Origin of the sequence: Papillibacter cinnamivorans DSM 12816, assembly GCF_900176335.1 — a bacterium.
GTDB lineage: Bacteria > Bacillota > Clostridia > Oscillospirales > Oscillospiraceae > Papillibacter > Papillibacter cinnamivorans.
Genome location: NZ_FWXW01000007.1, coordinates 18,111 through 44,041, shown reverse-complemented (window position 1 = coordinate 44,041; position 25,931 = coordinate 18,111). Strand labels below are relative to the sequence as shown.

20 protein-coding genes are annotated in these 25,931 nt (G+C 55.8%); 5 read left to right on the top strand and 15 right to left on the bottom strand.

The genetic code is table 11. The annotated features are described in order from the left end of the window. The first annotated feature begins 103 nt into the window (after positions 1-103). Positions 104-601, top strand: a complete 498-nt coding sequence (locus B9A13_RS14305; RefSeq protein ID WP_084235190.1) for a hypothetical protein — start codon at positions 104-106, stop codon at positions 599-601. 54 nt (positions 602-655) lie between these two features. Here B9A13_RS14305 and B9A13_RS10860 read toward each other — a convergent pair whose 3' ends face one another. The 4 genes from B9A13_RS10860 to B9A13_RS10845 all read right to left on the bottom strand — a co-directional run bounded on the left by B9A13_RS10860 (position 656) and on the right by B9A13_RS10845 (position 6,348). Continuing rightward, complete coding sequence (locus B9A13_RS10860) at positions 656-1,459, bottom strand: ABC transporter permease subunit (protein ID WP_084235189.1); 804 nt, start codon at positions 1,457-1,459, stop codon at positions 656-658. Between the two features lie 15 nt (positions 1,460-1,474). Then, the gene (locus B9A13_RS10855; RefSeq protein WP_084235188.1) at positions 1,475-2,269 is read right to left on the bottom strand and encodes an ABC transporter permease subunit; all 795 of its coding nucleotides are present in this window, start codon (positions 2,267-2,269) and stop codon (positions 1,475-1,477) included. After that, positions 2,266-3,159 carry an ABC transporter ATP-binding protein gene (locus tag B9A13_RS10850; RefSeq protein ID WP_084235187.1) on the bottom strand — a complete coding sequence of 298 codons (894 nt, stop codon included), beginning with the start codon at positions 3,157-3,159 and terminating at the stop codon, positions 2,266-2,268. Before B9A13_RS10850 ends, B9A13_RS10855 begins: the two co-directional genes overlap by 4 nt. A 309-nt stretch (positions 3,160-3,468) precedes the next feature. Next, positions 3,469-6,348, bottom strand: a complete 2,880-nt coding sequence (locus tag B9A13_RS10845; protein ID WP_159448113.1) for an S-layer homology domain-containing protein — start codon at positions 6,346-6,348, stop codon at positions 3,469-3,471. Positions 6,349-6,934: 586 nt separating this feature from the next. Here B9A13_RS10845 and B9A13_RS10840 point away from each other — a divergent pair. After that, a complete protein-coding gene (locus B9A13_RS10840) occupies positions 6,935-9,178 on the top strand; it encodes a PAS domain S-box protein (RefSeq protein ID WP_159448112.1) in 2,244 nt (747 codons plus the stop codon). Between the two features lie 163 nt (positions 9,179-9,341). Here the strand turns inward: B9A13_RS10840 and B9A13_RS10835 are convergent, their stop codons facing one another. Beyond that, complete coding sequence (locus tag B9A13_RS10835; RefSeq protein WP_159448111.1) at positions 9,342-11,174, bottom strand: S1C family serine protease; 1,833 nt, start codon at positions 11,172-11,174, stop codon at positions 9,342-9,344. Between the two features lie 232 nt (positions 11,175-11,406). On the opposite strand from B9A13_RS10835, the gene B9A13_RS10830 reads away from it, so the two are divergent. After that, positions 11,407-11,787: a DUF3888 domain-containing protein gene (locus B9A13_RS10830; RefSeq protein ID WP_084235183.1), complete on the top strand. Its 381-nt coding sequence runs from the start codon at positions 11,407-11,409 to the stop codon at positions 11,785-11,787. A gap of 20 nt (positions 11,788-11,807) precedes the next feature. On the opposite strand, the gene B9A13_RS10825 is transcribed toward B9A13_RS10830, so the two are convergent. From B9A13_RS10825 to B9A13_RS10800, 6 genes are all read right to left on the bottom strand, one after another. After that, complete coding sequence (locus B9A13_RS10825) at positions 11,808-11,990, bottom strand: hypothetical protein (protein ID WP_084235182.1); 183 nt, start codon at positions 11,988-11,990, stop codon at positions 11,808-11,810. Positions 11,991-12,122: 132 nt separating this feature from the next. Beyond that, a complete protein-coding gene (locus tag B9A13_RS10820; RefSeq protein WP_084235181.1) occupies positions 12,123-14,132 on the bottom strand; it encodes an ammonium transporter in 2,010 nt (669 codons plus the stop codon). 52 nt (positions 14,133-14,184) lie between these two features. Next, positions 14,185-14,469: a hypothetical protein gene (locus B9A13_RS10815; protein ID WP_084235180.1), complete on the bottom strand. Its 285-nt coding sequence runs from the start codon at positions 14,467-14,469 to the stop codon at positions 14,185-14,187. Between the two features lie 330 nt (positions 14,470-14,799). After that, positions 14,800-16,089 carry a radical SAM protein gene (locus B9A13_RS10810; protein ID WP_084235179.1) on the bottom strand — a complete coding sequence of 430 codons (1,290 nt, stop codon included), beginning with the start codon at positions 16,087-16,089 and terminating at the stop codon, positions 14,800-14,802. 295 nt (positions 16,090-16,384) lie between these two features. After that, complete coding sequence (locus B9A13_RS10805; protein WP_159448110.1) at positions 16,385-17,419, bottom strand: DUF4183 domain-containing protein; 1,035 nt, start codon at positions 17,417-17,419, stop codon at positions 16,385-16,387. A gap of 469 nt (positions 17,420-17,888) precedes the next feature. Beyond that, the gene (locus B9A13_RS10800) at positions 17,889-18,272 is read right to left on the bottom strand and encodes a DUF4183 domain-containing protein (protein WP_084235177.1); all 384 of its coding nucleotides are present in this window, start codon (positions 18,270-18,272) and stop codon (positions 17,889-17,891) included. Positions 18,273-18,633: 361 nt separating this feature from the next. Here B9A13_RS10800 and B9A13_RS10795 point away from each other — a divergent pair, with 361 nt between their 5' ends. Then, positions 18,634-19,926 (top strand): S-layer homology domain-containing protein, encoded by a 1,293-nt coding sequence (locus B9A13_RS10795; protein ID WP_084235176.1) that lies wholly within the window; start codon positions 18,634-18,636, stop codon positions 19,924-19,926. A gap of 172 nt (positions 19,927-20,098) precedes the next feature. On the opposite strand, the gene B9A13_RS10790 is transcribed toward B9A13_RS10795, so the two are convergent. The 3 genes from B9A13_RS10790 to B9A13_RS14480 form a co-directional block, all read right to left on the bottom strand. Continuing rightward, positions 20,099-20,632 (bottom strand): hypothetical protein, encoded by a 534-nt coding sequence (locus B9A13_RS10790; protein ID WP_084235175.1) that lies wholly within the window; start codon positions 20,630-20,632, stop codon positions 20,099-20,101. A 61-nt stretch (positions 20,633-20,693) separates the two neighbouring features. After that, positions 20,694-21,722, bottom strand: coding sequence for an NAD(P)-dependent oxidoreductase (locus tag B9A13_RS10785; protein WP_159448109.1), 1,029 nt, complete (start codon positions 21,720-21,722; stop codon positions 20,694-20,696). 192 nt (positions 21,723-21,914) lie between these two features. Then, a complete protein-coding gene (locus B9A13_RS14480) occupies positions 21,915-22,661 on the bottom strand; it encodes a hypothetical protein (protein ID WP_159448108.1) in 747 nt (248 codons plus the stop codon). Positions 22,662-22,847: 186 nt separating this feature from the next. Here B9A13_RS14480 and B9A13_RS10770 point away from each other — a divergent pair, with 186 nt between their 5' ends. Continuing rightward, positions 22,848-23,732, top strand: coding sequence for a VIT1/CCC1 transporter family protein (locus tag B9A13_RS10770; RefSeq protein WP_084235172.1), 885 nt, complete (start codon positions 22,848-22,850; stop codon positions 23,730-23,732). Between the two features lie 1,007 nt (positions 23,733-24,739). On the opposite strand, the gene B9A13_RS10760 is transcribed toward B9A13_RS10770, so the two are convergent. Continuing rightward, on the bottom strand, positions 24,740-25,915 hold the full coding sequence (locus B9A13_RS10760; RefSeq protein WP_084235170.1) for a YkvI family membrane protein: 1,176 nt from the start codon (positions 25,913-25,915) through the stop codon (positions 24,740-24,742). Positions 25,916-25,931: the final 16 nt, after the last annotated feature.

Genomic DNA, 25,931 nt, shown 5'->3' with positions numbered 1-25,931 from the left:
GTAACCGTTCCTGCGGACATCGCTCCCGGGAGCAGCCGCCGGAAGCGACACCCAATGTTCCCCCATATTAAGATTTTTACAAAAGACAGGAGGGCCGCTGGCAATGAAAGACGAAAATAAATCCAAAGACGAAGTTTTCAAGGACGACGCGGAATATGCAGCCCTGAAAGCAAAACTTCAGGTGGAAAATCTGAAAAAGAAAGCGGAGGGAATTTCCGAAGCCGCAAAGGACAAGGCGGAGGACCTGATGGATAAAGCGGAGGATATCGCCGAAGCCGTAAAGGACGGCGCGGAAGCCGCCGCTTTGAAAGCCAAGCTCAAGGCCCAGGACCTCCGTGGGCAGGCGGAGGAGCTCTCCGATTCCGCCATGGCCGCGGCAAAGAGCGTGCGGAACCGGGCGGAAGATTTCGTAGATGAAACCAAAGACAGTGCGGAAGCTGCGGCCCTGAAGGCCAAGCTCAAAGCCCAGGACCTCCGTGGGCAGGCGGAAGAGATCTCCGATTCCGCCAAAGCCGGCGCGGAAGAGCTGAAGAACAAGGCAAAAAAAGTTGCCGATATTGCAAAAGGCACCATCGAAGGCATATCCGAGGGACTGAAATAAGTAAATAAAAAAGGGCGGCTCTGATAAACAGAGCCGCCCTTTTTTATCCGGCAATCAGCCTCTCAGATTCCTCCGGCCGAAGAGTTTTACTGTACCCGCCGCGCAGGTGGCCGCCAGGAGAAGCGACAGGGCGGAATAACCCGGCGACAGATACCGGTCGAACATCACCGCGTTCACGTCAAAATACCGGAAGGGCGAGAGGATCCCCAGATACTCCAGATCCCCGTTTATATGAATGACAACGCTTAAAAGATAGGTCCCCAGGATCAGAACGGACACTGCGGAGGAAGCGGTTTTCGCGCTTTTCGCCGCGGCCGCCGCCAGAAAGCCCGCCCCCAGAAACAGCAGCTGGAGGAAAAAAAGAGCTGCGACGACGAGAAAGACGGGGTAAGCCAGAGACTGCCCCGCGGTATTGTACCGCTCTACGAAAACGATCGAAACCAGGCAGGTCACGAGATCCAGAACCAAGATATTCAAAACGGCGGCAAGAAGCTTTATCAAAACCGCCCTGTTTCTCCGGATGGGCTTGGAAAAAAGGAAGTCCGCCGTTTTGTCCCGCTCCTCCTTTGCCAGGATGAGAGCGCCCAGCATGCCGGCGTGCACCGCGCCCAGCAGCATGAAAAAGAGGAAAAACATGCTGTAAAATACCGCCACGGAGGTCAGATCCGCTCCGTTTCCGATTCCCAGGATCCGGACCAGGGCGGAGGGCAGCTGAGCGAGCATTTGGTTGACCTCGTCGCCGGTTTTCCGGAAGGCGTCGTATTTCACCATACCGGCCCAGATGAGAAAGACCATGGCAAGGCACCAGGCGAGAAGGGACTTCGCGTTTGCCTTCAGCTCCCGTTTCAATAAATTCATGAGTTTCCCCTCCCCCTAAGCATGAATGTCTTTTTTCTCATAGATCCAGAAGGCCAGGGCCGTGAACAGGAAAAAGACCGCCAGGTCCGCGGCCAGGTACCGCCCGTCGTACGCGGCACGGCTCAGGAGTTCCGACGCTTTGAAATAGGAAAAAGGGGTCAGATAGGAAAGGGTTTTATCCAGAACCGATTCGTTTATAAGCTCCACGATGTAAAACAGGAAAACCACCGCGAGAGTGACGGGCATAACGGCCTTCAGCCGCCGCGGCAGAACGGAGAGAAACAGACCGATTCCGGCAAAGAAGAGCTGTACCATAAAAACGGAGAAGCTCATAAGGACAAAGAGCTTCAGGTTCGGCTCCTCCCCCGCCTTCGACAGATATCCCGGCAGGGCAAGGGCAAAAAACAGCACGTTCTGGACAGCCAGGAGCAGGCAAAGGGCAAGTAGCTTTTCGGACGCCACCCGGCCGCGGCGAAGAGGCTTCGAGAGGAGAAAATCCGAGGTCCGGGTCCTTCCCTCCTCGGAGAGGACGGAAATCCCCGTCTTCATGCCGAAAACCGCCCCGATGAGCACGATATAGGCAAAGAGAAAACTGAGGTATCCGCCCAGGTCCGAAAGGCTTACGTCGGCAAAGCCGAAGGCCGCCTTGAATTCCTTGGGAAAATTGGCCAGGACCGCGTCCACAAGGGCGGCGTCGGCGGCAATGCTGTCGTAGAGCAGGAGAAAGGCATAAAAGGCCGCCAGCATTCCCAGGGTGTAGAACAGCAGGGGTCGAACGTGCATTTTCAGCTCCTGTCGGAAGATGTTCACACCCCGTCCTCCCCTCCGTAGTAGTGCAGGAAGATCTCCTCCAGGTCCGGCTCCTCAATCACGGCGTTCCGCAGATCGAAGCGGGCAATCGATTTAAACGCCTCGTTGATGTCTCCCCGGAAGAGGAAGGCAAGCTCCCGCGGGGAGCGCTGCACATCTCCCGCGCCTTCCGGCAGTTCCGGCGCCTCGGGGACTTCTTCCCTGAATTCCAGACGTATCTTTTTATAGGCGGTGTCCCGCATGGAGCCGATCTCCTCCACCCGGAGCATCTTCCCTTCCCGGATGATCCCCACCCGGGAGCAGAGCTTCTGCACCTCGGGCAGAATGTGGGAGGAAAAGAGGACGGTGGCTCCCCTCCGGTTCTCTTCCCGGATCAAGCCGAAGAACCGCTGCTGCATCAGGGGATCGAGACCGCCCGTGGGTTCGTCCAGTATGATAAGGGAGGGCCGGTGGAGAAGGCCCTGGACGATACCCACCTTCTTCTTGTTTCCGTAGCTCAGATCGTCGATTTTACGGCCGAGATCCAGCTCCATGACCTCCGCAAGATAACGAAGGCGCTGCATATCCACCCGCCCGTAAAAGGAGGCGGAATACTTCAGAAGCTCCAGCACTTTCATATCGTCGTAGTAAAAGACCTCCGAAGGCAGGTACCCCACGTCTCTGCGGATCTCATAACCGTCTTTGACGCAGTCCCGGCCGAAAACGCGGGCCCCGCCCGAGGTGGGATAGATCAGATTCAGCAGGATGCGTATGGTGGTGGACTTCCCCGCTCCGTTGGGCCCGATGAAACCGAAGATCTCCCCTTCCGCCACGGAAAAACTCACATCCACGATGCCTCTGGCCTTCCCGTAATATTTTGTGAGGTTTTCGATCTCAATGACGTTTTTCATGCGTCCTCCCTCCGTTCTTGTCCTCCGTTATGCGCCGGCCCGATTCGTATATTCCGTTTTCATCATATCATGCCCGAATACTGGACTTCAATAAAAATGTCGATACGAAAAATAATACGGTTGCCCCCGCCTTCGGCGGGGGCAACCGTACTATCCTGTTTCATCTTTTTATTGGATAATAATTTAAGCCGCGATACAACTCATAAATGCCGGGGAGCTTTTTTACGCACCAGGCGGGCGGCGCGAAAGTGCCGCCCGCCATTACGTTGTACCGTTACTCATGCCAAACCGGCATCCCCGCCGAAAGCGTCAGCTTCCCGGGAATACCATGAGCATTGCAGCCTCACCGTTCAATACCAGGGCGTAGATCGTATCTCCCGCCTTTATGGTGTAGTCGTTGCTGTAACCGTCGTCTCCGCCGGTCCCTACTATGTAGCATCCCAGCGTATCCGGCACTGTACACGATCCATTTTGGGTGGTAAGCACACCACTATCAAAGGAAGAAACCGTACCCGAAAGGCAGCCGTTCAGCCCCTTCGGGTCATTCTGCAGCGGGCTGATAGGGATCATGAACGCGGGGGTATATTTATAGGTCACATATAAATATACCCATATGGGACTGGTAAAATCGTTTACCGAAACGAGTTCACACTTACTGCCGTTCATAAGAACTTGATACGTATAGGTTACAATGCTGTCTTCCGTTTTAATTATTATGCTGTTATCGTAGACAAAAAGTAAACCAACCGAAGTAACTATCTCTGGCTCGGCGTGGGATGTGCAGACAATCAAAATCGTGCGGGCTTCCCCGCCGGTATCCGTCAGTACATACGCATACTGAGTCAAGCTGCCGTCGATGGTCGGTGTGTTATTCACACCTATGTAAGTGTCCATACTTCCATCTGATGTGGAGTAGTAGATGAACCGGGTGTCTTCGTCGGCATTGACATCCGTCCCGCCAGACGAACCGATCCGCATGAAGCCCTGCACAATATCGTCTGAAAGCTCCGGCGCCGCCGTCATGGTGATGACGCTGCGTGTAACGGAGGCGCGGACCAGAATCGGGATATCGCCAGTATCTTTGTCGCAGGCATTAAAGGCATCCATGGATGCTGAATCGTCTGTATTTACGGTAAGAGTTTCATACGAGAACATGTTGTTGCTCGCCTCAACCTGATATACTCCGCCGTTTATTTCCGCCTTCGTCAGCACGACATATCCGGAAGAATACTCGATCGTACGGGAAGAGGGATCGAAGGCGACAATGTCTCCGAAGGGGTCCAGATAGACATCCCTGGCGGCCGAAAACCAGTCGCCGGGAAAATCGGTCGGATCTAAGGTGTTAAGGCCCGAGTCATTTTTATTTTCCGACATATCGTACCGGACACCCGAGAAAAATACATAGTGCGCATTTTGTGTATAGCTGCTGATGGTTTTATGGAACAACTCTGCTTTTTGAATGGTATACACCCCGTCTGCAACTGTGTAGTTTACATAATCTCCTATTTTCAACGCCTCATACCCCACAGCGTCCTCAAACGGGATGGGGTCCGCGACGCCCATGAGGGTTATCTTCCCGGCGGAGTCGTCTATAGCGGCAACTTTGGTGAAGACTGCGGCAAGCCTGGTAAGCGTTAAGCCGGAGGCTGCCGACGTCTCTCCGGCGGCGATGTCCGCCGAAAAGGAGCCGGAGACGTAGCCGAATTTTGAAGCTGTCACCGTATATCCCGTTCCCTCTGGGATGCCAGCTATGCTGTAGGTCCCGCCGGCTGACGTGACGGCGGAATACTCCGTCCCGCTTACCGTGAGGCTGACATCGGCCCCCGCAAGGGGAGCGGTCCCGTCCAGAACGGCGCCGTTGAGCGTTCCCGTAGTGACTGCCGGTGTCCCGCCTCCGCCGCCGAGACCGCCTCCGCCCCCGCCGGTCACCGGGGCGCTGATCGTCACGTCCAGTGCCCCGGCGCCCATCATGGAGTCGGGATTCACGGGCAAAGAGCTTCCCTCTCCCGCTCCCGCGTCCACATTGGCAAGCAAGATGCTCCCCGTACCGGTAAGGACGGCGGGAGCCATCAGGTGCAGCGTTCCAATATCAGCGGTCGTCAGAATCATCGCCGCGCCGGGGTATCGATTGGTCACCGCCGGGAAGGGTCCCTGGAGCTCCACGGTTCCGCCGGCAAGGAAATCGGGTGACAGGATCACCTCGCCGATCCCGCCGCTTACCAATTCCCGTGTCACCAGAATCGCTCCCGAGCCCAGAAGCGCGTCCCCGACGCTGGAATTTCCGTACATCATAATGCGCACCGGAAGCCCGTCCTCCCGGAGAAGCACCAGGTGCGCCGCATTCAAGTTTACCAGGGTAACCGAATGGTCTCCCCCGCCGTTAATATACAGGGTCCCGCCGATTCTCACATTTTCCAGGCGGACATCCCCATCCTCCACCAGGGGGGAGAGAACCACATCGCCCGATACTTCATAATTTTTCAATGTCACGCCCGGAGCCGCGATCTGCACGCTGCCGACAGAGGCGCTCCCCACCGTGGGTCCGTACTCGCCGGGAAAGGCGAAGATCCGGGAATCGGTACGCACCCGGTCCAGCATCACCACGGTCTCCGCACGGGTAATATCCGCAGAGGGTTTGAGCACCGCACCATTTCCTCCGACGAGGCCCTCCGCCATCGCGCCGGCCACCCAGGCTTCCGCCCAGGAGGATACCGCATCGGCATCTCCGGCCCGTAAAAGGACCGAGGGATCCACATCGTCCGGATCAATGCCCTCCATCCTAGCAAGCATTGTGACGGCCTGTTCCCGTGTGAGGTTCATCCGCGGGGAAAGGGTTCTGCCGGAGGTTCCGCCGATATATCCGGCGGCCAGGGCGATCCGGGCGTCGTCATAGTACCAGTCGCCGGCGGAGACGTCCGAATAGGCTCCCACCGCGTCGCTTTTTTCCGTATATCCCATGACGCGGTTCACAAGAGCCATCCATTCCGCCCGGGTGACCGGCCTGTCGGGATTCAGATTTCCCGTCCCGTCCCCTTTCAGCAGACCCAGGGACTCCCACTGCCTCAGGGTTTCTTCCGCCCAGTGCCCCGTCACGTCGTCCGCCGCGGCATGCGCCGGCATGGGAGCGAGGGCCAGACAAAAAGACAGGACCAGGGCCAGGGCAAGCCATTTCCGATATGTCTTTTTCATCCGATTATCCCCTTTCATTTTCCGCCGATTTTATTTCCGCTTTGCTCAGACGGCCTGTCCGCCGCCGCCGGCATTTTAGATATTTATATCTATTTTACCATATATTTCTTTCTATTGGAATCCGGATCGTTTCTTTTTCATGTTTTTTCCGGGAAAGCTGTCCCTTGGCTTGGCAGATCGGAACGCTTTCCGCGCGGAACGGATATCCTGACATCTTTTTTATTGCAGTTTTCAAATTTTCATCACATTCTCGACAATATGCGACAATTATCGACTCTTCTTCTAGTTATGATGTGATATTTTTATAGAGGAATTATTCCTGTCCCGAATATCAATCAGATCGATGTTTCAGCTTTCTCCATCCAATCCGACAGGGGAGTGAAAACAAATGAAATCTGAGGACAGAAAAGAAACGGCTGCAGGCAACCGGACGCATCAAGGCGAGGAACCTGCGGACCCAATACGCATGACGTCCGGTCATTCGGCAGAGACTATCCCTACCCTCCTTGATTCATTTCTTTTTTCCCATGAATTTATGTCCTCCAACGGTATCAATCAAAACCATGTGTCAGCTTTCAGCGCTGTTTTGAATCTGATTCCTTTTTCCATCGTTTTCATAGACGCGAAGGACGAGACCTTCTGCTTTATCAATAAAAGAGGGCTAGAACTCTACAAAGCCGACTATACGGGGCAAACCCTCCAATTCCATATCGACAGGATCAAGTTTTATACACCCGACGGAAAACAGCTGGGACCGACGGACGCGCCCGTCTACCGGTCGCTGAAGCATCGGGAAACCATACATAACCGGGAATTGATCCTGCGAAACGAATTCGGCGATGTCTACTGCCTTCTGGTCAGTTCCGCTCCTATTTACGATTCCGGAGGAAATGTCGTCCGGGCGGTCACCACCTTTGAGGACATCAGCAAACTGAAAAAAATCCAGAATTTACTTGATTCCAGCGAGATCAGATACCGTACTATTGTAGAAACCGCAAACGAAGGCATCTGCTGGACCGATTCCAAAGGAGTCATCACGTATATCAACGACATCCTCGCATCCTCTTTGGGATACCGCCCGGAGGAACTGATCGGGCGGCACTATTTCGACTTCGTCCTGCCGGAGGATATGGAAAAAGCCATGACGTACTGGAAGGAACGCCTGGCCGGGAGCAGCCTCCGCTTTGATTTCAGGATCGGCAAGCGCGGCGGCGGTTTTATCTGGGTTATCGCAAGCAGTACTTCCATCCGCGATCCCGAAGGAAATTATCTGGGCAGCCTCACCATGTATACGGATATTACGGAGCGCAAACGTATGGAGGACGGCCTGGCCTTCCATTCCCACGTCCTGGAAAACGTACAGGAAGCCATCTGCGCGCTGGACAAGAATTACCGGATCACCTACTGGAACGAGGCCGCCGAGCGGATGTACGGCTGGACCGCTCAGGAAGCCGTGGGCAAATATCTCGCCAACGTTCTCAACGTCGTTATAAAAAATGCCTCCGTCAAGGAGATCACCCGGAAGCTTGGGGAAAACAGTCAGATCAATATGGATATGGTTCATTACCACAAGAACGGATCCGCCATCCAGGTCTACATCCATCTGTACGCGATAAAGAACCCGGACGGGAATATCTCTGAGATCATCGCTTCCCTGCAGGACATCACGGAGCGCAAGAAGGCGGAAGAAATCCTGATCCGCAGCGAGCAGCATCTCCGAAAAAACGAAAAAATGAAAGACGATTTCATCTCCCTGCTGTCCCACGAACTGCGCAATCCTATGGCAGCCATCTCCGCCGGAATCGAACTGCTGGACCTGGCAGAAAAGGACGATAAATACAGGGAAACTCTGGAGGTCATGCGCCGCCAGACGGAGCAGCTGGGGCAGATCGTCTCGGACCTGATGGACGTTTCCCGCCTGATCCGCAGCAAGATCAAGCTTCACATCGTGAATACCGAGCTCAACGGGCTGATGCTGTCCATCGCAAAGTCCTACCGGTCCCTGTTTGAAAAAAAGAGGGTTTCGTTTCACGTGCGCCTGGAATCCGGTCCGCTGTATATCGATGCCGATCCCATGCGGCTGGAGCAGTGCATCGGAAACCTTCTGCACAATGCCGTCAAATTTACAAAAGAAGGCGACAGCGTTCTGCTGTCTACACGCAAAGAAGCTTCCAGCGCCGTAATCAGCGTGACCGACACAGGATACGGCATCCATACGGATGCCATCGCCGACCTGTTCGAGCCGTTCCGGCAGGGATACGCCGTTGGCGAGAGCGCAGGACCCGGTCTCGGACTGGGGCTTGCCATTGCCAAGGGGATCGCGGAGCTGCACGACGGCCGCATTGACGCTTACAGCGACGGTCCGGGCAAAGGAGCCAGTTTTTCCGTCACGCTGCCGCTTTCCCAGAAAGGCGGCGTTTCCGCGGCTCCGGCCGATGCCGCGGAAGCAAAAAACGGATCCGTCCTGAAAATTCTGCTGGTGGAAGACAACAAAGACTTCGTGTCCCTTTTAAGTTCCATACTGATTCAAATGGGGCACAGCGTGTTTATCGCATACGACGGAATCAGCGGGCTGCGGGAAGCCCGGCGGGTTTCCCCGGATATTCTCTTCTGCGACATCGGTCTTCCCGGCATAAGCGGATTCGAAGTGGCAAAAAGGATCAAGGAGGACCCCCAGCTGCGGAATATCTATCTGGTGGCCCTTACCAGCTACGCTTCCAAAAACGATATCCAGCTGGGAGAAGCATCCGGATTTGACCTGTACCTTCCCAAACCCATCACAATCAAAAAGCTGAGAGAAGTGCTCAGCACATGTTTCTTCCGGTCATGACAGCGTCCCCGCCGCCATTTCAAACCGGATTTTAAGCTTCCATAAAGAGACGGCGCGCCTTCCGGCAAGCGCGCCGTCTCTTTTCACGCTGGGATCCGGCATGGCCGGGCCCTATCACAGCACCGGCCGGCAGCTTTGTCATTCCCGTTGCGGGCAGAGCGCGTCACTGCTTGACAAAGATCCTTTCTACCGGAGTGAAGGTGTAATAAAACACATAGTCTGTGTGCAGATCCACGTACTTGTAATACTCACTGGAAAGCACATAGATGTAGTAAACTCCCGGCCGCGGAATCTCGTACGTCAACTCCTGGACACCTCTTCCGCCGCTGGTCTCAACATACTCCGCAAAGATATAATCCGAGTCGTCCGAGGCTTCTTCAGGAGCGACCAGGAGAATCAAGTCTTCGACATACGCATTGGAGGAATACGGTGACAGCAGAGCGATGTCGATGGTCCCCTCCATATTGCAGTATACCCTGAAGACGTCCATATCGTCCCCGTCTATCACGCCCCATGCGCTGTCCCCGTTTTCCAGATTGTCCGCGTAAACCTGGGAGTCGTTATACTCCGCTTCCTCCACGTTGCTGTCCAAAAATCCGGGAAGTGCCATCGCGTCCAGGTAGGTACGGTAGGCGGCGAATTCCGGCAGGGAAAAAACGCCGTACCGGTCCGCATAGGAGAAATACTGCTTATCCGAGATCACATCGTTGATGGGTACGGCGAAATTCAGGTTCTGGCCGGTATAATATCCGGAAGTGGTAATGCCTATCACCTCGCCGTATTCGTTGATGAGTGCGCCGCCGCTGCTGCCTGGAGAGATGGGAGCGGAAATCTGCATCATGCCGTCAAAATCCTCCCTTTTCGGATTCGAAACGAGGCCCTGGGAAATCGTGTTTGTCAGCCCCTCGGGGTTGCCGATGGCGTAGACCGTCTCTCCGCCCTCTATCAGGGCGGAATTTCCGACCTTCAGGGTATCAAACCCCGAACCGTAAACCTGGATGACGGCGAAGTCGATCTCTTCGTCGAAAAGGATGACGCCTGTGACGTTATATACGGAACCGTCGTCTAGGGTGATATAAGCGGATATGATATTGTCCACCACATGATAGTTGGTCACCGCAACGCCGCTGGGATCAATAAAAAATCCGCTTCCCTGTCCGTAAGGATTTCCATTAACGTCAAAGGTCTCTATACAGAAAACCGCGGGAGAACACATGGCGTAAATTTCCTTGGAGGAGAGCACGTCTTTGCCGGACACATCCCGGGCCGTCAGGGCGTCGGGATCGTAATAGGCTTCGAATTCCACCTGGGTAAAGGAACCTGCCGCGATGAGCTTTTCCCCCAGGGTCACATCGGAATTCTTGAGCTTCGCGGAAAGCGCGGCATAGGATATCAGGACCACGTCGGCCCTCCAGAACTCGCCCAGGTCCACCCTGTCGGGCAGGATCCCCGCCACCTGGGCAAATCCGTAAGGATTGTCCCAGGTGAAATCCTCGCCGTTTACGTCGGAATACCCCAGGGCCCGGAGCACGAAGGTGAGGTACATGGCTGCGCTGGCGCTGCCGGTACCGAAGCTCGTGCCGGAAACCCCGTTGGTAAGGCCCCGGTTATAGGCATACCCCACGTAGCGGTCGGCCCAGGCGTCGACGTCGGTAAAGGGATGGGCCCAGGCGCCGGACATCGCGTCGTCCTCCAGGCCCAGCATCCGGATGAGCATCACCAGGGCCTCCGCCCTGGAAGGGGCCCTGTCCAGATCAAAATCGGTATCGGACACGCCCCTGAAGAGTCCCAGGTTCTTGAGATCCTGGGCCAGGGTCTGCTCATAGGAAACGTCCCGGTCTGCGGCTGAAGCCGCACTGACCGGGACGGGAGCGAGACTCACGAGGATAGCAAAGCACAGCAAAGACACGACCCACTTTTTCAAAGCCAGTCCTCCCTTTCCGCCGTATTCCGCCCATTCCGCCGCGAGAACCGCGGCGGGCCGACAGGGCGGCATGCGGTTTTTCCTTTTTACAGACGATCTTCCGCGGCCGCCCAGTGAAGGCAGCCGTATCATATTTTGTAAAATTATAGTAGCATTTCCGCAGGTTTCTGTCAACTTCAGAAATACTTCGACTTCAGGCGGCCTGCGCTTCCCTGCAGCACAAAGGAAGAATCATGCGCTTATAAACCGGCGATTCGCGGACAATCTATGGATATAAAAATACATTTGGCAGACTGGAGAGAAAATGAAGCGTTGTTATCAATTCCTGATTGCCGTTTTGCTGATAACGAGCCTATCGGGGTTCTGCGCGCGGGCTTCGGCACTGCATGGCGGCGGCGTCAATCCGGATAATTATCAGCGTCTTGTGATCACCCTGCTGTACGACGGCATCCGGGAGGCAATCAGCGATTTCTACGGCGGAGCACCCCGGGGATACGACCTTTATGATGCGAAAGTCACGAAGCTGGAAAGCGCGGGCGGCTGGTCCAGATTCGACGTAACCGTTGAGGTGGAGAGCTTTTACGGCCCCCACAACCCGCCCTACGCCCTGGAGATCATGACCTTTCACGTGACGCTGGGGCAGGATCCGGAGCTCACCGGATACGAGCACCGGGATCTGGAGTGACGCAGGGCACCACACCTACCCTACCACATGCCGCCCAAGGAGAAGGCGCCGGAGACCCCGTCGTATGCCGTCGCCGTGATGGTCCCGTCCGGCGAAGTGCGGCGGTCCATGACGCTGAAGCAGCCCTTGCCCTGCAAAAAGAGCAGGCAGGCCGCGGCTCCGACGAGCAGGGCGGCGGCGGAAAACAGCAGTATCTTTTTCACCGTCCTGCTCCTGTGCGCTTTCTTATCTGCCGTGAACCCCGGAATAAAAGATCCCCGGTGTCCTGTAAGGCACCGGGGATCTCTCCAAATCGGCGGACCCAGTGTCCGCCCGGGGGGTAAAGGGGGTCTATGTCATTCGCTGTCCTGGAGGGCGTCGTACCCCTCCTCGCCGGTGCGGACCTTCACCACGTTCTCCACATCGTAGACGAAGATCTTCCCGTCGCCGATATGGCCGGTGTAAAGGACCTTCTTGGCGGTATCAATGACGGTGCGCACGGGGACCTTGGAGACCACGATCTCGATCTCCACCTTGGGCAGCAGGTTCATCTCGGTGGCGACGCCGCGGTAGTATTCGGGCTTGCCCTTCTGCACGCCGCAGCCCAGCACCTGGGTCACCGTCATACCGGTGACGCCGATCTCGTTCATGGCGGCTTTCAGCGCCTCGAACTTGCTCTGCTTGGTGATGATGTCCACCTTGGTGATCTTTACGCCGGATTTGGGCATGGACGGCGCGGAAACCACCTCCACGGGAACGGCTTTCTCCATGGGAGCGGGCGCCGGGACGGGCTTAACGGGAACGGCGCTCTTCGCAAAGCGCTCCAGCTGCCGGATGGGAGCGTTGTCCTCCGAGTCGTAATCCAGATCGGAGCGGACCATCTGCTGATCGGGATAGGCCAGAACGCCCATCTCGGGAATGTCGAGGCCTTCCAGCTCGGCTTCGGGAGAGACCCGCAGGCCCCATACCTTGTCCAAAAGCTTAAAGAAGAGGAAGGAAACGCCGAAACCGTACACGATCAGAACCAGAATGGCCACCAGCTGAGCTCCCAGCTGGGCCGCATCGCCGAAGAAGAGGCCGGTGACGTTCCCGGTCACGCCGTTTAAGCCGTCGCCGTATCTGCCGTCGGCAAAGAGGCCCAGGGCGATGATCCCCCAGAAGCCGTTGACGCCGTGGACCGAGATGGCGCCGACGGGGTCGTCAAGCTTCAGCTTGTTTTCTATGAAGGGAACCGCCACACACACCAGCAAGCCCGCGATCAGGCCGATGATGAAGGCGGAGATGCCGTTTACAAAGGCGCAGGGGGCCGTGATGGCAACAAGTCCCGCCAGGGTGCCGTTGGCCGTCATGGACGGGTCGGGCTTGCCATACTTTCCCCACATGTAGAACATCGCCACAAGGCCGCCTATCGCCCCGGCGATCATGGTGTTGGTGGCCACCACCGACAGACGGAAATCCGTGGAATTGAGGGTGGAGCCCGCGTTAAAGGAGAACCAGCAGAAGAAGAGGATGATGGTGCCGATGATGGCCATGGGGATGTTGTGGCCGGGGAAGGCCCTTGCCGAGCCGTCCTTCTTGAATTTACCGATCCTGGGGCCGATGACGATGGCGCCGGAAAGGGCCAGCATACCGCCCATGGAATGCACAACGCCGGAGCCGGCAAAGTCAACCACGCCGTGGCCCAGGCCGAAATTCGCACCCAGCGCGGCGAGCCAGCCGCCGCCCCAGACCCAGTTGCCGAAGAGAGGATAGAATATCATGGAGATGAAAAACGAAGTGATGACCACGGCGGAGTATTTGACCCGCTCGGCCATGGCGCCGGTGGGAATGGTGACCGTCGTGTCCATAAAGACCATCTGGAAGAAGAAGAGAGCGTAGACCCCCGCGTCATAGGTGCCCGACAGCATAAAGCCCTTATAGCCCAGAATACCTCCCAGTCCGGGAATAGACAGCATGGAATCCAGGACCGACCCGCCGGTGCCGAGACCCGCCGCGCCGCCGGAACCGCCGAACTGGAGCGCGAAGCCCACGAGGAAATAACCCACCGCGCCCACCAGAAAGACCATGAAGTTCATGGTCATGGTGTGAGCCGCGTTCTTGCCGCGGCAGAAGCCGGTTTCCACCATGGCAAAGCCGCACTGGAAGAAGAAGACCATGAAGGCGCAGATCATGACCCATGTATAGTTTGCGCCGAAGTAGGCCTTGTTGGCCACGGCGGCGACATCCTGGACAGTTTCGCTTCCCGTGGTGAGAGAATAGGAAGCGCCGGTGGGATCTCCGCCGGCGGCGTATGCGGTCACCGCGAAGAGAGAGATTGCAACGCCGATGAGAAGCAGCAGCCGTATGCTTTTTTTCAGTTTTTTCATACCAAACACCTCATTAAAATGAATGATATCCTAATAGCCTTGAACGATCCGCCTATCTGCCTTTTCTGAAGTTGTCCCAGGAAAACCGGGACGTGGGCCTGTAAACCTCCTCTTTCAATTTCCGAACCGCCAGAAAATACCGTGCTCCCAGGAAAGCGATCACCGCGCCGAAAACCGCGCCGTGGATCTGAGACCCCATCACCAAAAAGCTCACCTGATGGGCCAGACTGTAAACCGCAAGATACGCGCCGAAGGCAAAGATGGCCCCGGAAATCACAAACAGTACTCCTACGGCCACCACCTTCTTTGTTTCCACACCATATTCCCGCTCTTTCATATATTCACCCCCCGCCGCCAATTTTTGACGGATTCCCGCTTACTTCCTGCATATAGAAAAAAGGCAAGGTAACCCAAACCGGCGCTCGGCACTGCTGCCGACGTCAGAGGCTACCTTGCTGTTTCAATATATATCAGTTTTTACAGTCATCCGCCATTTGGATTTTGTTTGAAATATAAAAAACGCCGCAAGGATTCCTTGCGACGTCTTTGTCATTTCATGAATCATTCTATGCCTGGTCTTTCAAATTGTCAATATCATTTTCTCCATAAATCTCAAAATGGTTTTTCTGTGTTTCGTACAAATCGGAGACAGGCTCCCTGACGCCCGTCATGTAAAATGTTTTTCATTTTTCTTTTCCCACGGCTTCATCGCCTCATAGTCGGGAGGCTTTCTCCCGTCGAAATAACCGCAGGCTCCGTAGTATTTGATATCGTCGGCCAGCGCCGCCCGGTATTCCTTATCGCGAAGAAGTCTTCCCGCAGCCCTCACCGGGTTTTCGCGGAAGGCCAGGAGATTTCCCAGGAGCTCCGAGGGGTCCCGGAAACATTCCCAGTCGCACCGGCGGCAGACGGCCCGTGCGTCCGTTTTCTTCGGATCGAGGTCCCAGTATTTTCCAAAGCTCTCGCCGCCCCGGTAGCCGCAGGGATAAGCGTTTCCCGCAGCGGCGTCCACGAAAAAGAAGTCGATGCCTCCCCTGCAGGGGCGGCATTGGGTACTCTCCCCGGAATACTGCCGCATCAGAGCCAGGACAGAGGTCCTCGGGCTGAAGATCCGGATTTTCGCCCGGTATTCCGGTATGGTGTCCAGAAGGGCCCGGAAGACCTGAACATGCTCGGCCCCGGAATACCGGATCACGTCGCTTACCGAGGTGGCGCCGTATACCGCGCTGAGCTCCCCGGACGCGTCGTCCACACTCATGGGATAGCAGGCGTTCACCATGGTGAAGCCCATTTCGATCACAAAGGCGTAAAATTTCCGAAACGCCCGGCGGCAGTCGGCATAAAAAGCGTCCGGGTCGAAGCGCTCCCCTGCCGGCGTCTCCGGCGCGCCGCCGGTGTTCCGGTTGATCCCCAGGTTGGCGGAGGGCCAGATGCCGTTTTGATGAAAGATGGGCAGGGCCTTTTCGATGCCCCGCACCACCCCGGGAAGGCCCCGCATGGATTCATGGACAGCCGGGTCGGCGGAGTCCATGCTGATCCAGAGGTTTCGCAGCCCGGTCTTCGCCAGTTCCTCGGCCAGTCTGCCGACACGGCTTTCAAACCCGGGACGGTCGGAGTCCCTGAACAAAAAGCCGTTTGTGCCTGTCCTGGTAAAGGGAATCCCCGCCACGGATGCGTACCGGAGCATTTCCAAAAGGTCGTCCTGCAGCAAAAAGGTTTCCCCGCCGGTGAAGGAGACGGCCTCCACCCCGTTTTTCGCCGCCGCGTCGATCATCCGCTTCATGTCGTCCAGGGACAGCCGGGAGCGGGCAAAGGGTTCGGTCACGCGCATGGAGCACTGAGGGCAGCGGGCGTTGCAGAGATCGGTCATCTGGATGATAAGCTGGCCGGGCACCCTCCCTTTGAGAAGAGTTTTCAGATGTCCGGGATCCAGAACGGGATCTTTCGTTTTCGTCATGCTTATTTTCCTTCTCCGCGTCTTTATACCGCGGGAGGCATACTGCCGGCACCGGCGAGCCGGAGCTTGTCCGGAAGGCGGAACAAAGATACCGCACCGCGCCCGGAAAGAATCCGGGCCGCCGGAATGCCTCGGGCGGCAATAATCCTTCCACGCGCGTACTTCCGGCTGTTTTTACCGGCTGTTTTTTGAAGTCCGACGGTATCTTTTTTTTCATCCTACCTTGCCCAGTGCTCCGCAGCAATCAGGAAACCGTAAATTCCGCATCAAGATTTTCTCCTCTATCGGCGCCGGCTCACGACACAAACACCCGCACATACTGCAGCGTGACAGGGGCCTTTTGAATGGGCGCGTCCAAGGTGTCCAGGGTGAGCAGGTTTTCCCGGACCGTGTAATTGACGGGGGGCTGAAGGACGCCGTTTACAAACAGGTTTACATACGAGGCGGTTTCCGGCTCCGGGATCCCGGAGGCGCCGTACATGAAAAGCTCCGTCCTGTCGGTATAAATCTTATTTCCGTCGGAAAGGGCGTTGTAGAATTCCGCCTGCGCCTTCAAAAGGATGCCGTCCGAGTCTCGGATGACAAGGGACTCCAGGATTATGATCGCTCCCGTGGGAGGCAGATCCGAGGCGGTGATCTCCAGGGTTCCCTCCGTCACTTGATAATTCGCTTCTGGCTGGAGCGCTCCGTTGATGAAGAGATTGAAGTACGAAACGCCGTCCGGCGAGGGGATGCCGCCGTGGCCGTACTGGACGAGTTCGTCCGCGTCGGTGAAGATCCGCTTCCCCGGGGCCGCGAGGGCGACATACTGTTCGTTGATCACCTGGACCTCCCTGCCGTGGTTTTTCCCAAAGGTGACAAAGGAGAGGATGACCGTCTGGCCGTCCGGCGGGGTATCGGAAGTCAGAAACTGCAGATTACCCTCCGTTATTTCATAATTCACAGCAGGCTGCAGCATGCCGTTACTATACAGATTGTAATAAGAAACGGCGGTGGGAGACAGGATGCCGGTGTTGCCATACTCCGTAAGCTCGTCGGCGTCGGTGTAATGCATCTTCGCTCCGTCGGAGCGGGCGCAATACTGGACCGCCTGCGCCGGCAGCAGGAGATCATAGGTAACCCCGGTTAAGCTTTCAAAACATACCGCGTCGAAAACCCGTTTCACCCAGATACAGATTTCCTCCCCGCCGGGATACCCGCCGTCCGCAGCGCGCACCAGGACGTCCTCGTCGGCGCAGGATCTGGCCGCGGATAAAATCCGGATGCCGACATCGACTCCAACGGTCTCCCCGTTCACCGTCACGGTGGAGCACCAGCACTGAAGCCTCATCGCTGAAAAGTCCGGCCGGGCGCCGGGGGGAGCGAACAAGCACACGCGGCTTGTAACGTGAAACGGAATAGGAGGAGAGAACTCCATCCCCTGGACGTACACAACAACGTATCCCCGGACGGAAACCGCAAACAGTTTCTTTCCGGGGCCGGCCCCTGCGTCCGGGCATTTCCGCGGCGAACACAGCGGTACATAAGAAATTGCGTCGCGGGGGTCTGCGAGTTTTCCGTTCTGATCGGTAAAGAGGCAAAAGGTTAAAGGTAAATTACATCCGGACATAGCGATTCCTCCGGTTCGGTGGATTTCCATATCATGTCATTTTCTCTTTGGCTGTTTCTTCCGCCGGGAGTTTTCGCGGCTGCGGGCCGTCATGAGTCGGTTGTTTTATATAGCGGCAGCTCCGGGCGGACAACGTCCGAAGCTGCCGCCTTTTCCTCAACCGGTTAAATCAGGACCGATCTTTTTCCCGTCAGCCGGTGATGTCTGGAGCCGTGGTGGTAGGCCCGAAATTGGAGACCACCAGAGCCAGGATTTTGCCTTCATCAATGTCGGTAGATTCGCCGAAGGTAATCGTTACGTCGTCAATGGTGACACCGGTTACCACATTGCCCTCCTGGAGTTCACCGTTGATAAACAGAAGATAGGAGCCGTTGTCGGTAGCCGCCGGCACGAGGCCATGCTCGGAAACGGTAACACCCGCATCGTTCAGCCAGTTCACATCATCGATGGTATAGGTTGCGGAGCCGGTATAGCCGCCCGTAGGCGCCGTGTTGAAGTAGCGCAGTGTGGTGGGGTTTGCCTTGGTGGTGGGCGCTGTGGCAGTCATCGTCAGCTTTAATAGGGAGGTAGCCATTTTTCATAATCCTCTTTTATTTTTTAATACCCGTATACCCGTATTCAATACGTACGGTATAGGGCCCAGTTCATCATATGACGCGGGGGCTCTTATGGTGTAAATCAGGTTTCGGTGCCGTTTCCGTCTTTTTTCTGTTACAGGCGCTTTTTCTCATCATTGGGCTAAATTTCACCCCGGCAGCCTTCCGTTGGGCATTATTCATGCGATCCGGCAACTTTTTCACCTATATGGCGGGAATACCGCTTTCCTTTTTCTTCCGGCGCTGGTACTATAATATTAGTAATTACATGTATTTTCTTCCATATATCGGGTTTACACGGATTGATCTTTTTAAACAAATAAAAAGGAGGCGCTCCATATGAAAAAGGCGGTTTCCATCGCTCTCGTCCTGGTGCTGCTTCTGGGATCCGCAGCGCCGTGTCTGGCCGCGGGAGGAAACACTCCCGCCGCGCCCTCGGAACTCACCGTCGCGGAAAAGGCTTCCGACGGCGTGGTCCTCACGTGGACGGACAATTCCACAAACGAAGACTACTTTTATATCTACAGGGAATTGTCCTCCGACGGCGACGACGCCTGGGATATGATCGACTTCACGGAGGCGGACGTCGAAACCTATACGGACACCGGCGTCACCGCGGGCAAGACTTATCACTACAAGATCAGCGCCGTCAATTTCATTATGTCGGGTCTGTCTCTGGACGCCTACGTATCCGACGACTCCAACATCGTAACGGTGACCGTCCCGCTGAATATCACGCTTCCCGTTGTTATCAAACCCGTCAGCCCCGTTACGGCTCCGGCTGCGCCCGACGGTCTGGAGGCCATAGATATCCAGGAAACTTCCGTCATTCTCGTATGGAACGACAATTCCTCCGACGAGACGGGCTTCAAGGTGGAGCGCCTGTTGGTGCCTAAAGACTCCTCCATTCCCATCTGGGCCGAGGTCTGCACCACCGCGGCGGGCATCACCGTTTTTCTGGACGAGGGCCTCACCGCGGGAACCGATTATCAGTTCCGGGTGCGCTCCTATAAAAGAGTTCTTACCCAGATGATTTACTCCGCGTATACGGACGTGCTTTCCGTTACCACCGCGTCAGCCGTCACCGGGGAGGAGTATCCGGGCGCAAGCTCCTGGGCTCTGCCGGAAATTCAGCTTGCCGTTTCCGCCGGCCTTACCACTCCGGACATCCTGTGCGATTTTCAGAACAATATCACACGGGAGGAATTCTGCGAGATCGCCGTGCTGCTCTACGAGTCGCTCTCCGGCGGGACCGCGGCCCCGGTTTCACCGAATCCCTTTACGGATACCGTCAATCCGGAGGTCCTCAAGGCCTATAACCTGGGGATCGTTAAGGGCGTATCCACGGATCGGTTCGCGCCCGACCTCAGCATCACCCGGCAGGAGATCTGCGTCATGCTGCAGCGGGCGCTGACGGCGGCGTATCCCGCCCTGGACGTTTCGGCTTCGGGCGCGGGGACCTTCGCCGACGAGAACATTATCGCCGCCTGGGCCATCGGCGCGGTGCGCTATATGAACATGAAAGGGATCATGAAGGGCGTAGGCGGCAATCAGATAGACCCCCTGGGAAACACCACCCGGGAGCAGGCCATCGTACTCAATTACCGGACTTTCGCGTCCATGGCTCCGTAAAATCGTTCCGGTATCAGGGGCATTCTGATTGTTATTAACAATTTTATTGTTGGCTTTTTGGGGGGAAAAGCGCGTAAAAGCCGGTGATTTCTTTTTCCGTATGATACGAGATATGTATATCATACAAAATAAAAGAGGATGGTTCACGATACCATCCTCTTTTGATTCTATCTCATGGTTTCTGATTAAAAAAAACTGATTTTATCTGAGATGCCAGATGCAGGTTTCGAATTTTCTCCCTGTCGACGTACTTTAATACCTCATTTAGCACTTCCTGGCTGAAATCCACCATAATACAATCGCTTCTATTGAGTTTTATATTTTGCGAGTTTTGGACCTGCTGTTGGGTCAGCAGCACTTTTGAAAAATAGAGCCGATAGATCCAGTGATGGATTCCATACGCGCCCACATCGATTTTCGCAATCCCGATGTCGGCGCACTCATCCCACGCAATCGCATCGTTGACCCCGAACAGCCATTTTCTTTTTACTCCTGCGCTGTCGATATAGATCCATGCGTGGGTATCCCTCGCGGAATAACGAAGCATTCCTACCATGACCAGCCCCAATCCGGTCATGATCAGCAGCGCTACCCTACCGTTAGGAATACAGATCGCACCCAATAGAAATAAAAATGTCAGCGCACCAAATACGATAAATCCTACATTAAACAGCAGAAGCCCATATTGTGCGGCTCTGAATCTCATGTCGTTCTCCTTTAGGAATCTGAAAAGCCCTCTTCTCTTACCCTGCCGATACCTCCAGTTTTCAGCCGCCGATGACGCTGACGGGGTGTCCGCCCAGATACGCTTTAAGGTTTTCCAGCGCGATATCCACGGTGCGAAGGCGGGAATCCCGGGAGAGCCAGGCGATGTGGGAGGTGATGGTACACCAGGGGGAGTCCATGAGGGGGATCCTCTCCTTTGGCGGCTCGTTCACCAGGACGTCCAGGGCCGCGGCATAGAGCCTGCGGCTCTCAAGGGCCTCATAGAGAGCCGCCTCGTCCACGAGTCCCCCGCGGGCGGTGTTGATGAGGATCGCGCCGGGCTTCATTCCGGCGATGGTCTCCCGGTTTATGATGTTCCGGCTTTCCTCCGTCAGCGGGCAGTGGAGCGACAGAACGTCGGAGCGCGAGAGCAGCTCCTCCAGAGAGACCTGTTCCACGAAATCGTACTGGGGGCCGGTCTTTTTATGCCGGCTTTGGCCGATGACACGCATGCCCATGGCATCGGCGATCTTTCCGGCCCGCAGGCCGATGGAGCCCAGGCCCAGCACGCCGAAGGTCTTGCCGCACAGCTCGATCTGCCGGGTGAAAAGCGCCGCGTACCGGGCGTAGGAGCGGCTTTGCTCCCCCTTCTGTTCCCAGTAGCCGTGCTTTGTGTACTCGCTGTGCAAAGAAACCTTATGGCAGATGTCCAGGAGCATCGCGATGGCATACTGGGCGATGGTGTGGTCCCCGTAGACGGTGTTTGACAGCGTTACGTCGTACTTCGCGGGGAGCGCCGGGTCGATCTCCTCAAAACCGTGAGCAAAGGTGGCGATATATCTGAGCCCGGGATGCTCTTTAAAAAACTCCTCCGTGAGAAGCTTTTTTGTGAGATTCACCCCCAGGGCGGCTTCCGCGTCCCCGATCAGGCGCGCGTATTCCCCGCCGCTCCATCCGTCCGGATCCGCTGTTTCCAGCCGAAAATCGGTGATCTCCGGGATGCCCCGGACGCCTTCGCGCCACTTATCCGCCATTTCCTCCAGGGTAATATCCAGCCCGAGGGGCGCCTTCTGAAAAACCACTAGTTTCATACCGTTCATACTCCCGCTATGCAATGTAGGTGCTTCCATTATATCCGGCGGCGGCGGGCAAGTCAATTTCAGCCGGACGGCGGAGGGCAAAAAGAGGACGACTTTTCCGCTCTTTCCAGGCGGATATGCCGTCCCCGTGGTTTTTTACCGGCCGTATTTCGCCGGGATTCCGGATGCAAGAAATTGAAGGCCTTACAGATAGATAGCGGCCTGAATCCTGGTAGGCGGCGCGCTTTCCGCCCTTCCGCTTCCGAAAGCCTCGATCTTTTTCGCGCCTCCCGCCGTTTCCTGCGGAGCGATCCCGGTGATATGGGTCACCGGGATAAAGGCCGGATTGTTGCCTAACTCGTCGGTGGCCTGCACGATCAATCCGTATTTATTTTTATAGATCAGATCCATGCTGCGGACATTGGAGCCGATATTGAACAGCACCGTTCCGGTCAAAGTGGCGACATATTCGTAAATCGCCGTTACGATATTCGTGTCGTAGCCGGGCGGGAATATCGGCTTCGGCAGATACGTGATGGCCGGATTATACACCGCGGTGTCGGTTTCAAACTGCAGGGCCGCTATGGCGCTGAGGGGGAAAGCCACTTCTCCGCTGCCGTTGAGCATAAACAGCCCGGCAAAAGTCCCCTCCGTCGATTGGTAAACCCTATAGGGTATCCCGGAAATCCACCAGGGGCTGATCCCGGGGAGGAACACATACAGGGTCAGTCCCGGATAATATTCGATCAGCTGCTCCAAAAGATGGGCCAGCTGCGCGTACACAAAGGACTCGGCTGTATTGTTCAGACTTCCCGGCAGTCCGCGGGGACCGGGAGGGCCCTGGGGACCCGCGGGACCGCGGGGGCCCGGAGGGCAGGGTGGAAAAGGCGGATGCCTGCCCGGCGCACCGGGGAAACCGGCAGGATCAAAGTCGTTAATATGATTTGCCATTGCGTTTTACCTCCATTTTATTTCACCGTATTTGTTTCAAATACCGCAGTCCATCATATGCAGCTCGCAGTCATCCTGCACTGCGGAAACGGCGGGCCCGCATAAGATTGACTCTTGACAAACGCGGCGGGGGTGGTATCCTGCAGATATGATTTCTCCCTGTTTCGGGAGAGGGGAGGGAGCCACATGGCTAATATGGAGCTGGGCCCGGAACTGCTGCGGCGGGTCCGCGGCGTTCAGCTGGACGAGGAGACCGGGGCCGCGCTTTACGCCTTTATGGCGAAGCGGGAGAAAAACCCGGAAAACCGGCGGGTTCTATCGCAGATGTCAACAGACGAAGCAAAGCACGCGGCCGTCTGGGAATCGTACACCGGAGAGAAGATCCGCCCGCGGGGGATCACGATGCTCCGGATGAAGCTCATAACCGTTCTCATGGGCTTTACCTTCATGGTTAAACTTATGCAGAAGACCGAGCGGTTCTCCTCGGCGGAATACGAAAGCCTGCGGGAGGAGCTGCCGGAGGCGGCCTCCGTCCTGGAGGACGAGCTGCACCACGAGCGGGAACTCTACGACATGCTGGACGAGGAAAGGCTCCACTATGTGGGGGCCATGGTGCTGGGCCTCAACGACGCTCTGGTGGAGCTTACCGGGGCCATCGCGGGGGTTACCTTCGCCCTTGCCAACAGTCGGCTGGTTGCCATGACCGGGATCATCACAGGGGTGTCCGCCACTCTTTCCATGATGGCCTCCAACTATCTGGCCCAGCGGGCGGAGGGCAGTCCCGACGCTCTGAAGTCCAGCGCCTACACCGGGGCGGCCTATATCATCACCGTGGCTCTGCTGGTGCTTCCCTACCTGCTCTTCCCCGAGAAGATGTACGTCCCCGCCTTCGCCGTGATGATCGCCATCGTGCTGCTCATCATCCTGTTTTTCAACTACTATATCTCCGTTGCCAAAGAAGAACCCTTCTTCAGGCGTTTTCTCGAAATGGCGGCCATCTCCCTTTCCGTGGCGGTTATTTCCTTCATTATCGCCATTCTGGCGAAGCGGATTCTGGGAATCAGCGTGTGAGGGTTTGATCACGCAAATGAAAACCTCCGCCCGAAACCGGGCGGAGGTTTTTTAGCCGATTATGCCGACATCATGATACTTATTACAACAATGAAGCTGATCAGCTTAGAAAGAATCAGACCTACTATAAATTCTATCCCCAACAATAGTAAATTATTGATAATGTGTTTTTCTTTTCTGCTAACAAAAATTAAAATTCCATTGATTATAACTAAGACTATACATCCGATCGTATAATTGCCAATATGAATATTCAGGATGCTCAACGCGATGCCATAGATTATTATGTATAGCCCAATATACTTTTTAATTAATCTTATAACTATATACTTAACGAATACATTTTCCTGTTCCATACGGTTACCTCCACCTGTTCCTCCTCCTGATGCATAGATGAGAATCCACTCTTTCTCATCGCTTCCAGTATATCCTTAATAGTTCTTTCGAGCAACTATCTTACAGAATGCGAGTCGCTTAAATTACTTATTCATTTTTTTACGAAAGGTTTGGACGGGAGCACGCGCTCCCCGCTGGGGGTAACTTTTTGTTTCTGCAAAAAGTCACCAAAAACAGACCAGGAGGCTCCGGCCTCCTGGATCTTCATGGGGAGGGTGCTCCTGTGGGCGCTCTTAATAAGTAATTGACCATTGGTAGTTTCGAACGCACGGACAGCTCTATAGCAAGGGGCCTGTTTTAAGCCCGCGATCGGAACGTTCCGGGTTTTAGACTGTGGGGCTTAATGGGTCTATGAAAACGTTCCTTGTGCGACGTTTAAGAGGATTTGAGCCCGTAATGGGGGGCTCTCCGGGTTTTAGCTGGTGGGGCTTATTGGGTCTGTGAAAATGTAGCTTGTACGGCGTTTAAGAGGATTAGCCATTCTTATTTTGTTGTTATGTTAACCTCTCGGTGAGATAGAGCAAAAAAACAGCGCTGTCCGTATGCCGGCGGCTACGGGGCAGCACTGTTTTTCATGGGGTCCAGAATGCCGTTTTCGGCGGCAAGAGGCCTTATTTTTTCTTATTCAGATCCCAAAGGAAACGCACGACGAAGGGAATGAAGACGGAGATGAGGCCTGCGTAGCCGAGATAGGCATAGCCCTTCTTGACCACGGCCATAAGGCCGAACTGGGCGATGGAGAAGGCGACGGCAGTGAAAATCAAGGCGAAGACGATATTACGCGCAAGATGCCCGGATTCCCGCCTGGCCGGATCGTCGATCCTGCGCTCCACGGCGTTGACGCAGCGGGTGACGATGCCGGAGACCATGTTCACCCCCGTGGAAATGGCGCCGAGAATGATCAGTATGGAGATGACGGGCGTCAGCACCGAGGCTCCCACGCCGTTTTGCACCAGCAGCAGCATGGGAACGGAAGCTTTGGCGAGGCTTCCCACAAAGGCAACCGCCAGAAGGCCCACGATGGAGAGCATGGTGGCCAGGGTATTGGTGATGAAGATGTACACGGCCGCCTTGTTGACCTGCTCCTCACTGGTAAGCGTCTCCATGTGCTGGTACATGACGGACACGGAGGGCAGCTGGAACAGGAAGTAGAGAAACGCCATCCACAGGGCCGGGCCGAAGGCGCCGGTGGCCTTGGAGGAGACGGCCATGGTCCCTCCTGCCATGGCGGAGACGGAGGCCGAAATGCTCCCCCACTGGGCGATGATGTTGGGGACCAGCACCACGATAAGACCGATGATGATGAGAACGGACACGGTGGCGGCGGCCCGGCGCACCATATTGGTGCCGAAAAGGGCGATAACGAAGATGAAAATTCCCACGATGAGGGTGCACACCCAGTAAGGGATACCGAAGAGGGTGTTCAGGGTGGAGCCGCCGGTGGCGAAGGCCGCGGCGGAAGCGGTGAAGATCATGATGAGATAGGTCAGCTCGAAGAGATTGGAAAAGAGGGCGCGAAACCTGCCGTAGAAGTGATCCGAAAAGCTCCGGTAATCGTAGAGCTTGTTGCGGAAGGAGTAGCGCATGCCGTACCAGAAAAAGAGCGCGTAGAGAAACTGAGTGAAGATCGGCAGGAAGAGGCACCAGACGCCGTAATTGATAAAATAGGAGTAAATCTGCGCGCCGGAGGCGAAGCCTCCTCCGAACTGGGTGGTAAAGGCCACGAAGGCCACGCCCACCGCCAGGGGCATCCTGCTTTTGTCCACCAGCAGGGTTTTCTTTTCCATCGTCGTTCCCTCTCGC

Coding starts and splice junctions, on each gene's coding strand:
- B9A13_RS14305 (WP_084235190.1), top strand. CDS start 104: ATGAAAGACGAAAATAAATCCAAAGACGAAGTTTTCAAGGACGACGCG.
- B9A13_RS10860 (WP_084235189.1), bottom strand. CDS start 1,459: ATGAATTTATTGAAACGGGAGCTGAAGGCAAACGCGAAGTCCCTTCTC.
- B9A13_RS10850 (WP_084235187.1), bottom strand. CDS start 3,159: ATGAAAAACGTCATTGAGATCGAAAACCTCACAAAATATTACGGGAAG.
- B9A13_RS10845 (WP_159448113.1), bottom strand. CDS start 6,348: ATGAAAAAGACATATCGGAAATGGCTTGCCCTGGCCCTGGTCCTGTCT.
- B9A13_RS10835 (WP_159448111.1), bottom strand. CDS start 11,174: ATGCCGCCCTGTCGGCCCGCCGCGGTTCTCGCGGCGGAATGGGCGGAA.
- B9A13_RS10830 (WP_084235183.1), top strand. CDS start 11,407: ATGAAGCGTTGTTATCAATTCCTGATTGCCGTTTTGCTGATAACGAGC.
- B9A13_RS10820 (WP_084235181.1), bottom strand. CDS start 14,132: ATGAAAAAACTGAAAAAAAGCATACGGCTGCTGCTTCTCATCGGCGTT.
- B9A13_RS10815 (WP_084235180.1), bottom strand. CDS start 14,469: ATGAAAGAGCGGGAATATGGTGTGGAAACAAAGAAGGTGGTGGCCGTA.
- B9A13_RS10810 (WP_084235179.1), bottom strand. CDS start 16,089: ATGACGAAAACGAAAGATCCCGTTCTGGATCCCGGACATCTGAAAACT.
- B9A13_RS10805 (WP_159448110.1), bottom strand. CDS start 17,419: ATGAGGCTTCAGTGCTGGTGCTCCACCGTGACGGTGAACGGGGAGACC.
- B9A13_RS10800 (WP_084235177.1), bottom strand. CDS start 18,272: ATGGCTACCTCCCTATTAAAGCTGACGATGACTGCCACAGCGCCCACC.
- B9A13_RS10795 (WP_084235176.1), top strand. CDS start 18,634: ATGAAAAAGGCGGTTTCCATCGCTCTCGTCCTGGTGCTGCTTCTGGGA.
- B9A13_RS10790 (WP_084235175.1), bottom strand. CDS start 20,632: ATGAGATTCAGAGCCGCACAATATGGGCTTCTGCTGTTTAATGTAGGA.
- B9A13_RS10785 (WP_159448109.1), bottom strand. CDS start 21,722: ATGAAACTAGTGGTTTTTCAGAAGGCGCCCCTCGGGCTGGATATTACC.
- B9A13_RS14480 (WP_159448108.1), bottom strand. CDS start 22,661: ATGGCAAATCATATTAACGACTTTGATCCTGCCGGTTTCCCCGGTGCG.
- B9A13_RS10770 (WP_084235172.1), top strand. CDS start 22,848: ATGGCTAATATGGAGCTGGGCCCGGAACTGCTGCGGCGGGTCCGCGGC.
- B9A13_RS10760 (WP_084235170.1), bottom strand. CDS start 25,915: ATGGAAAAGAAAACCCTGCTGGTGGACAAAAGCAGGATGCCCCTGGCG.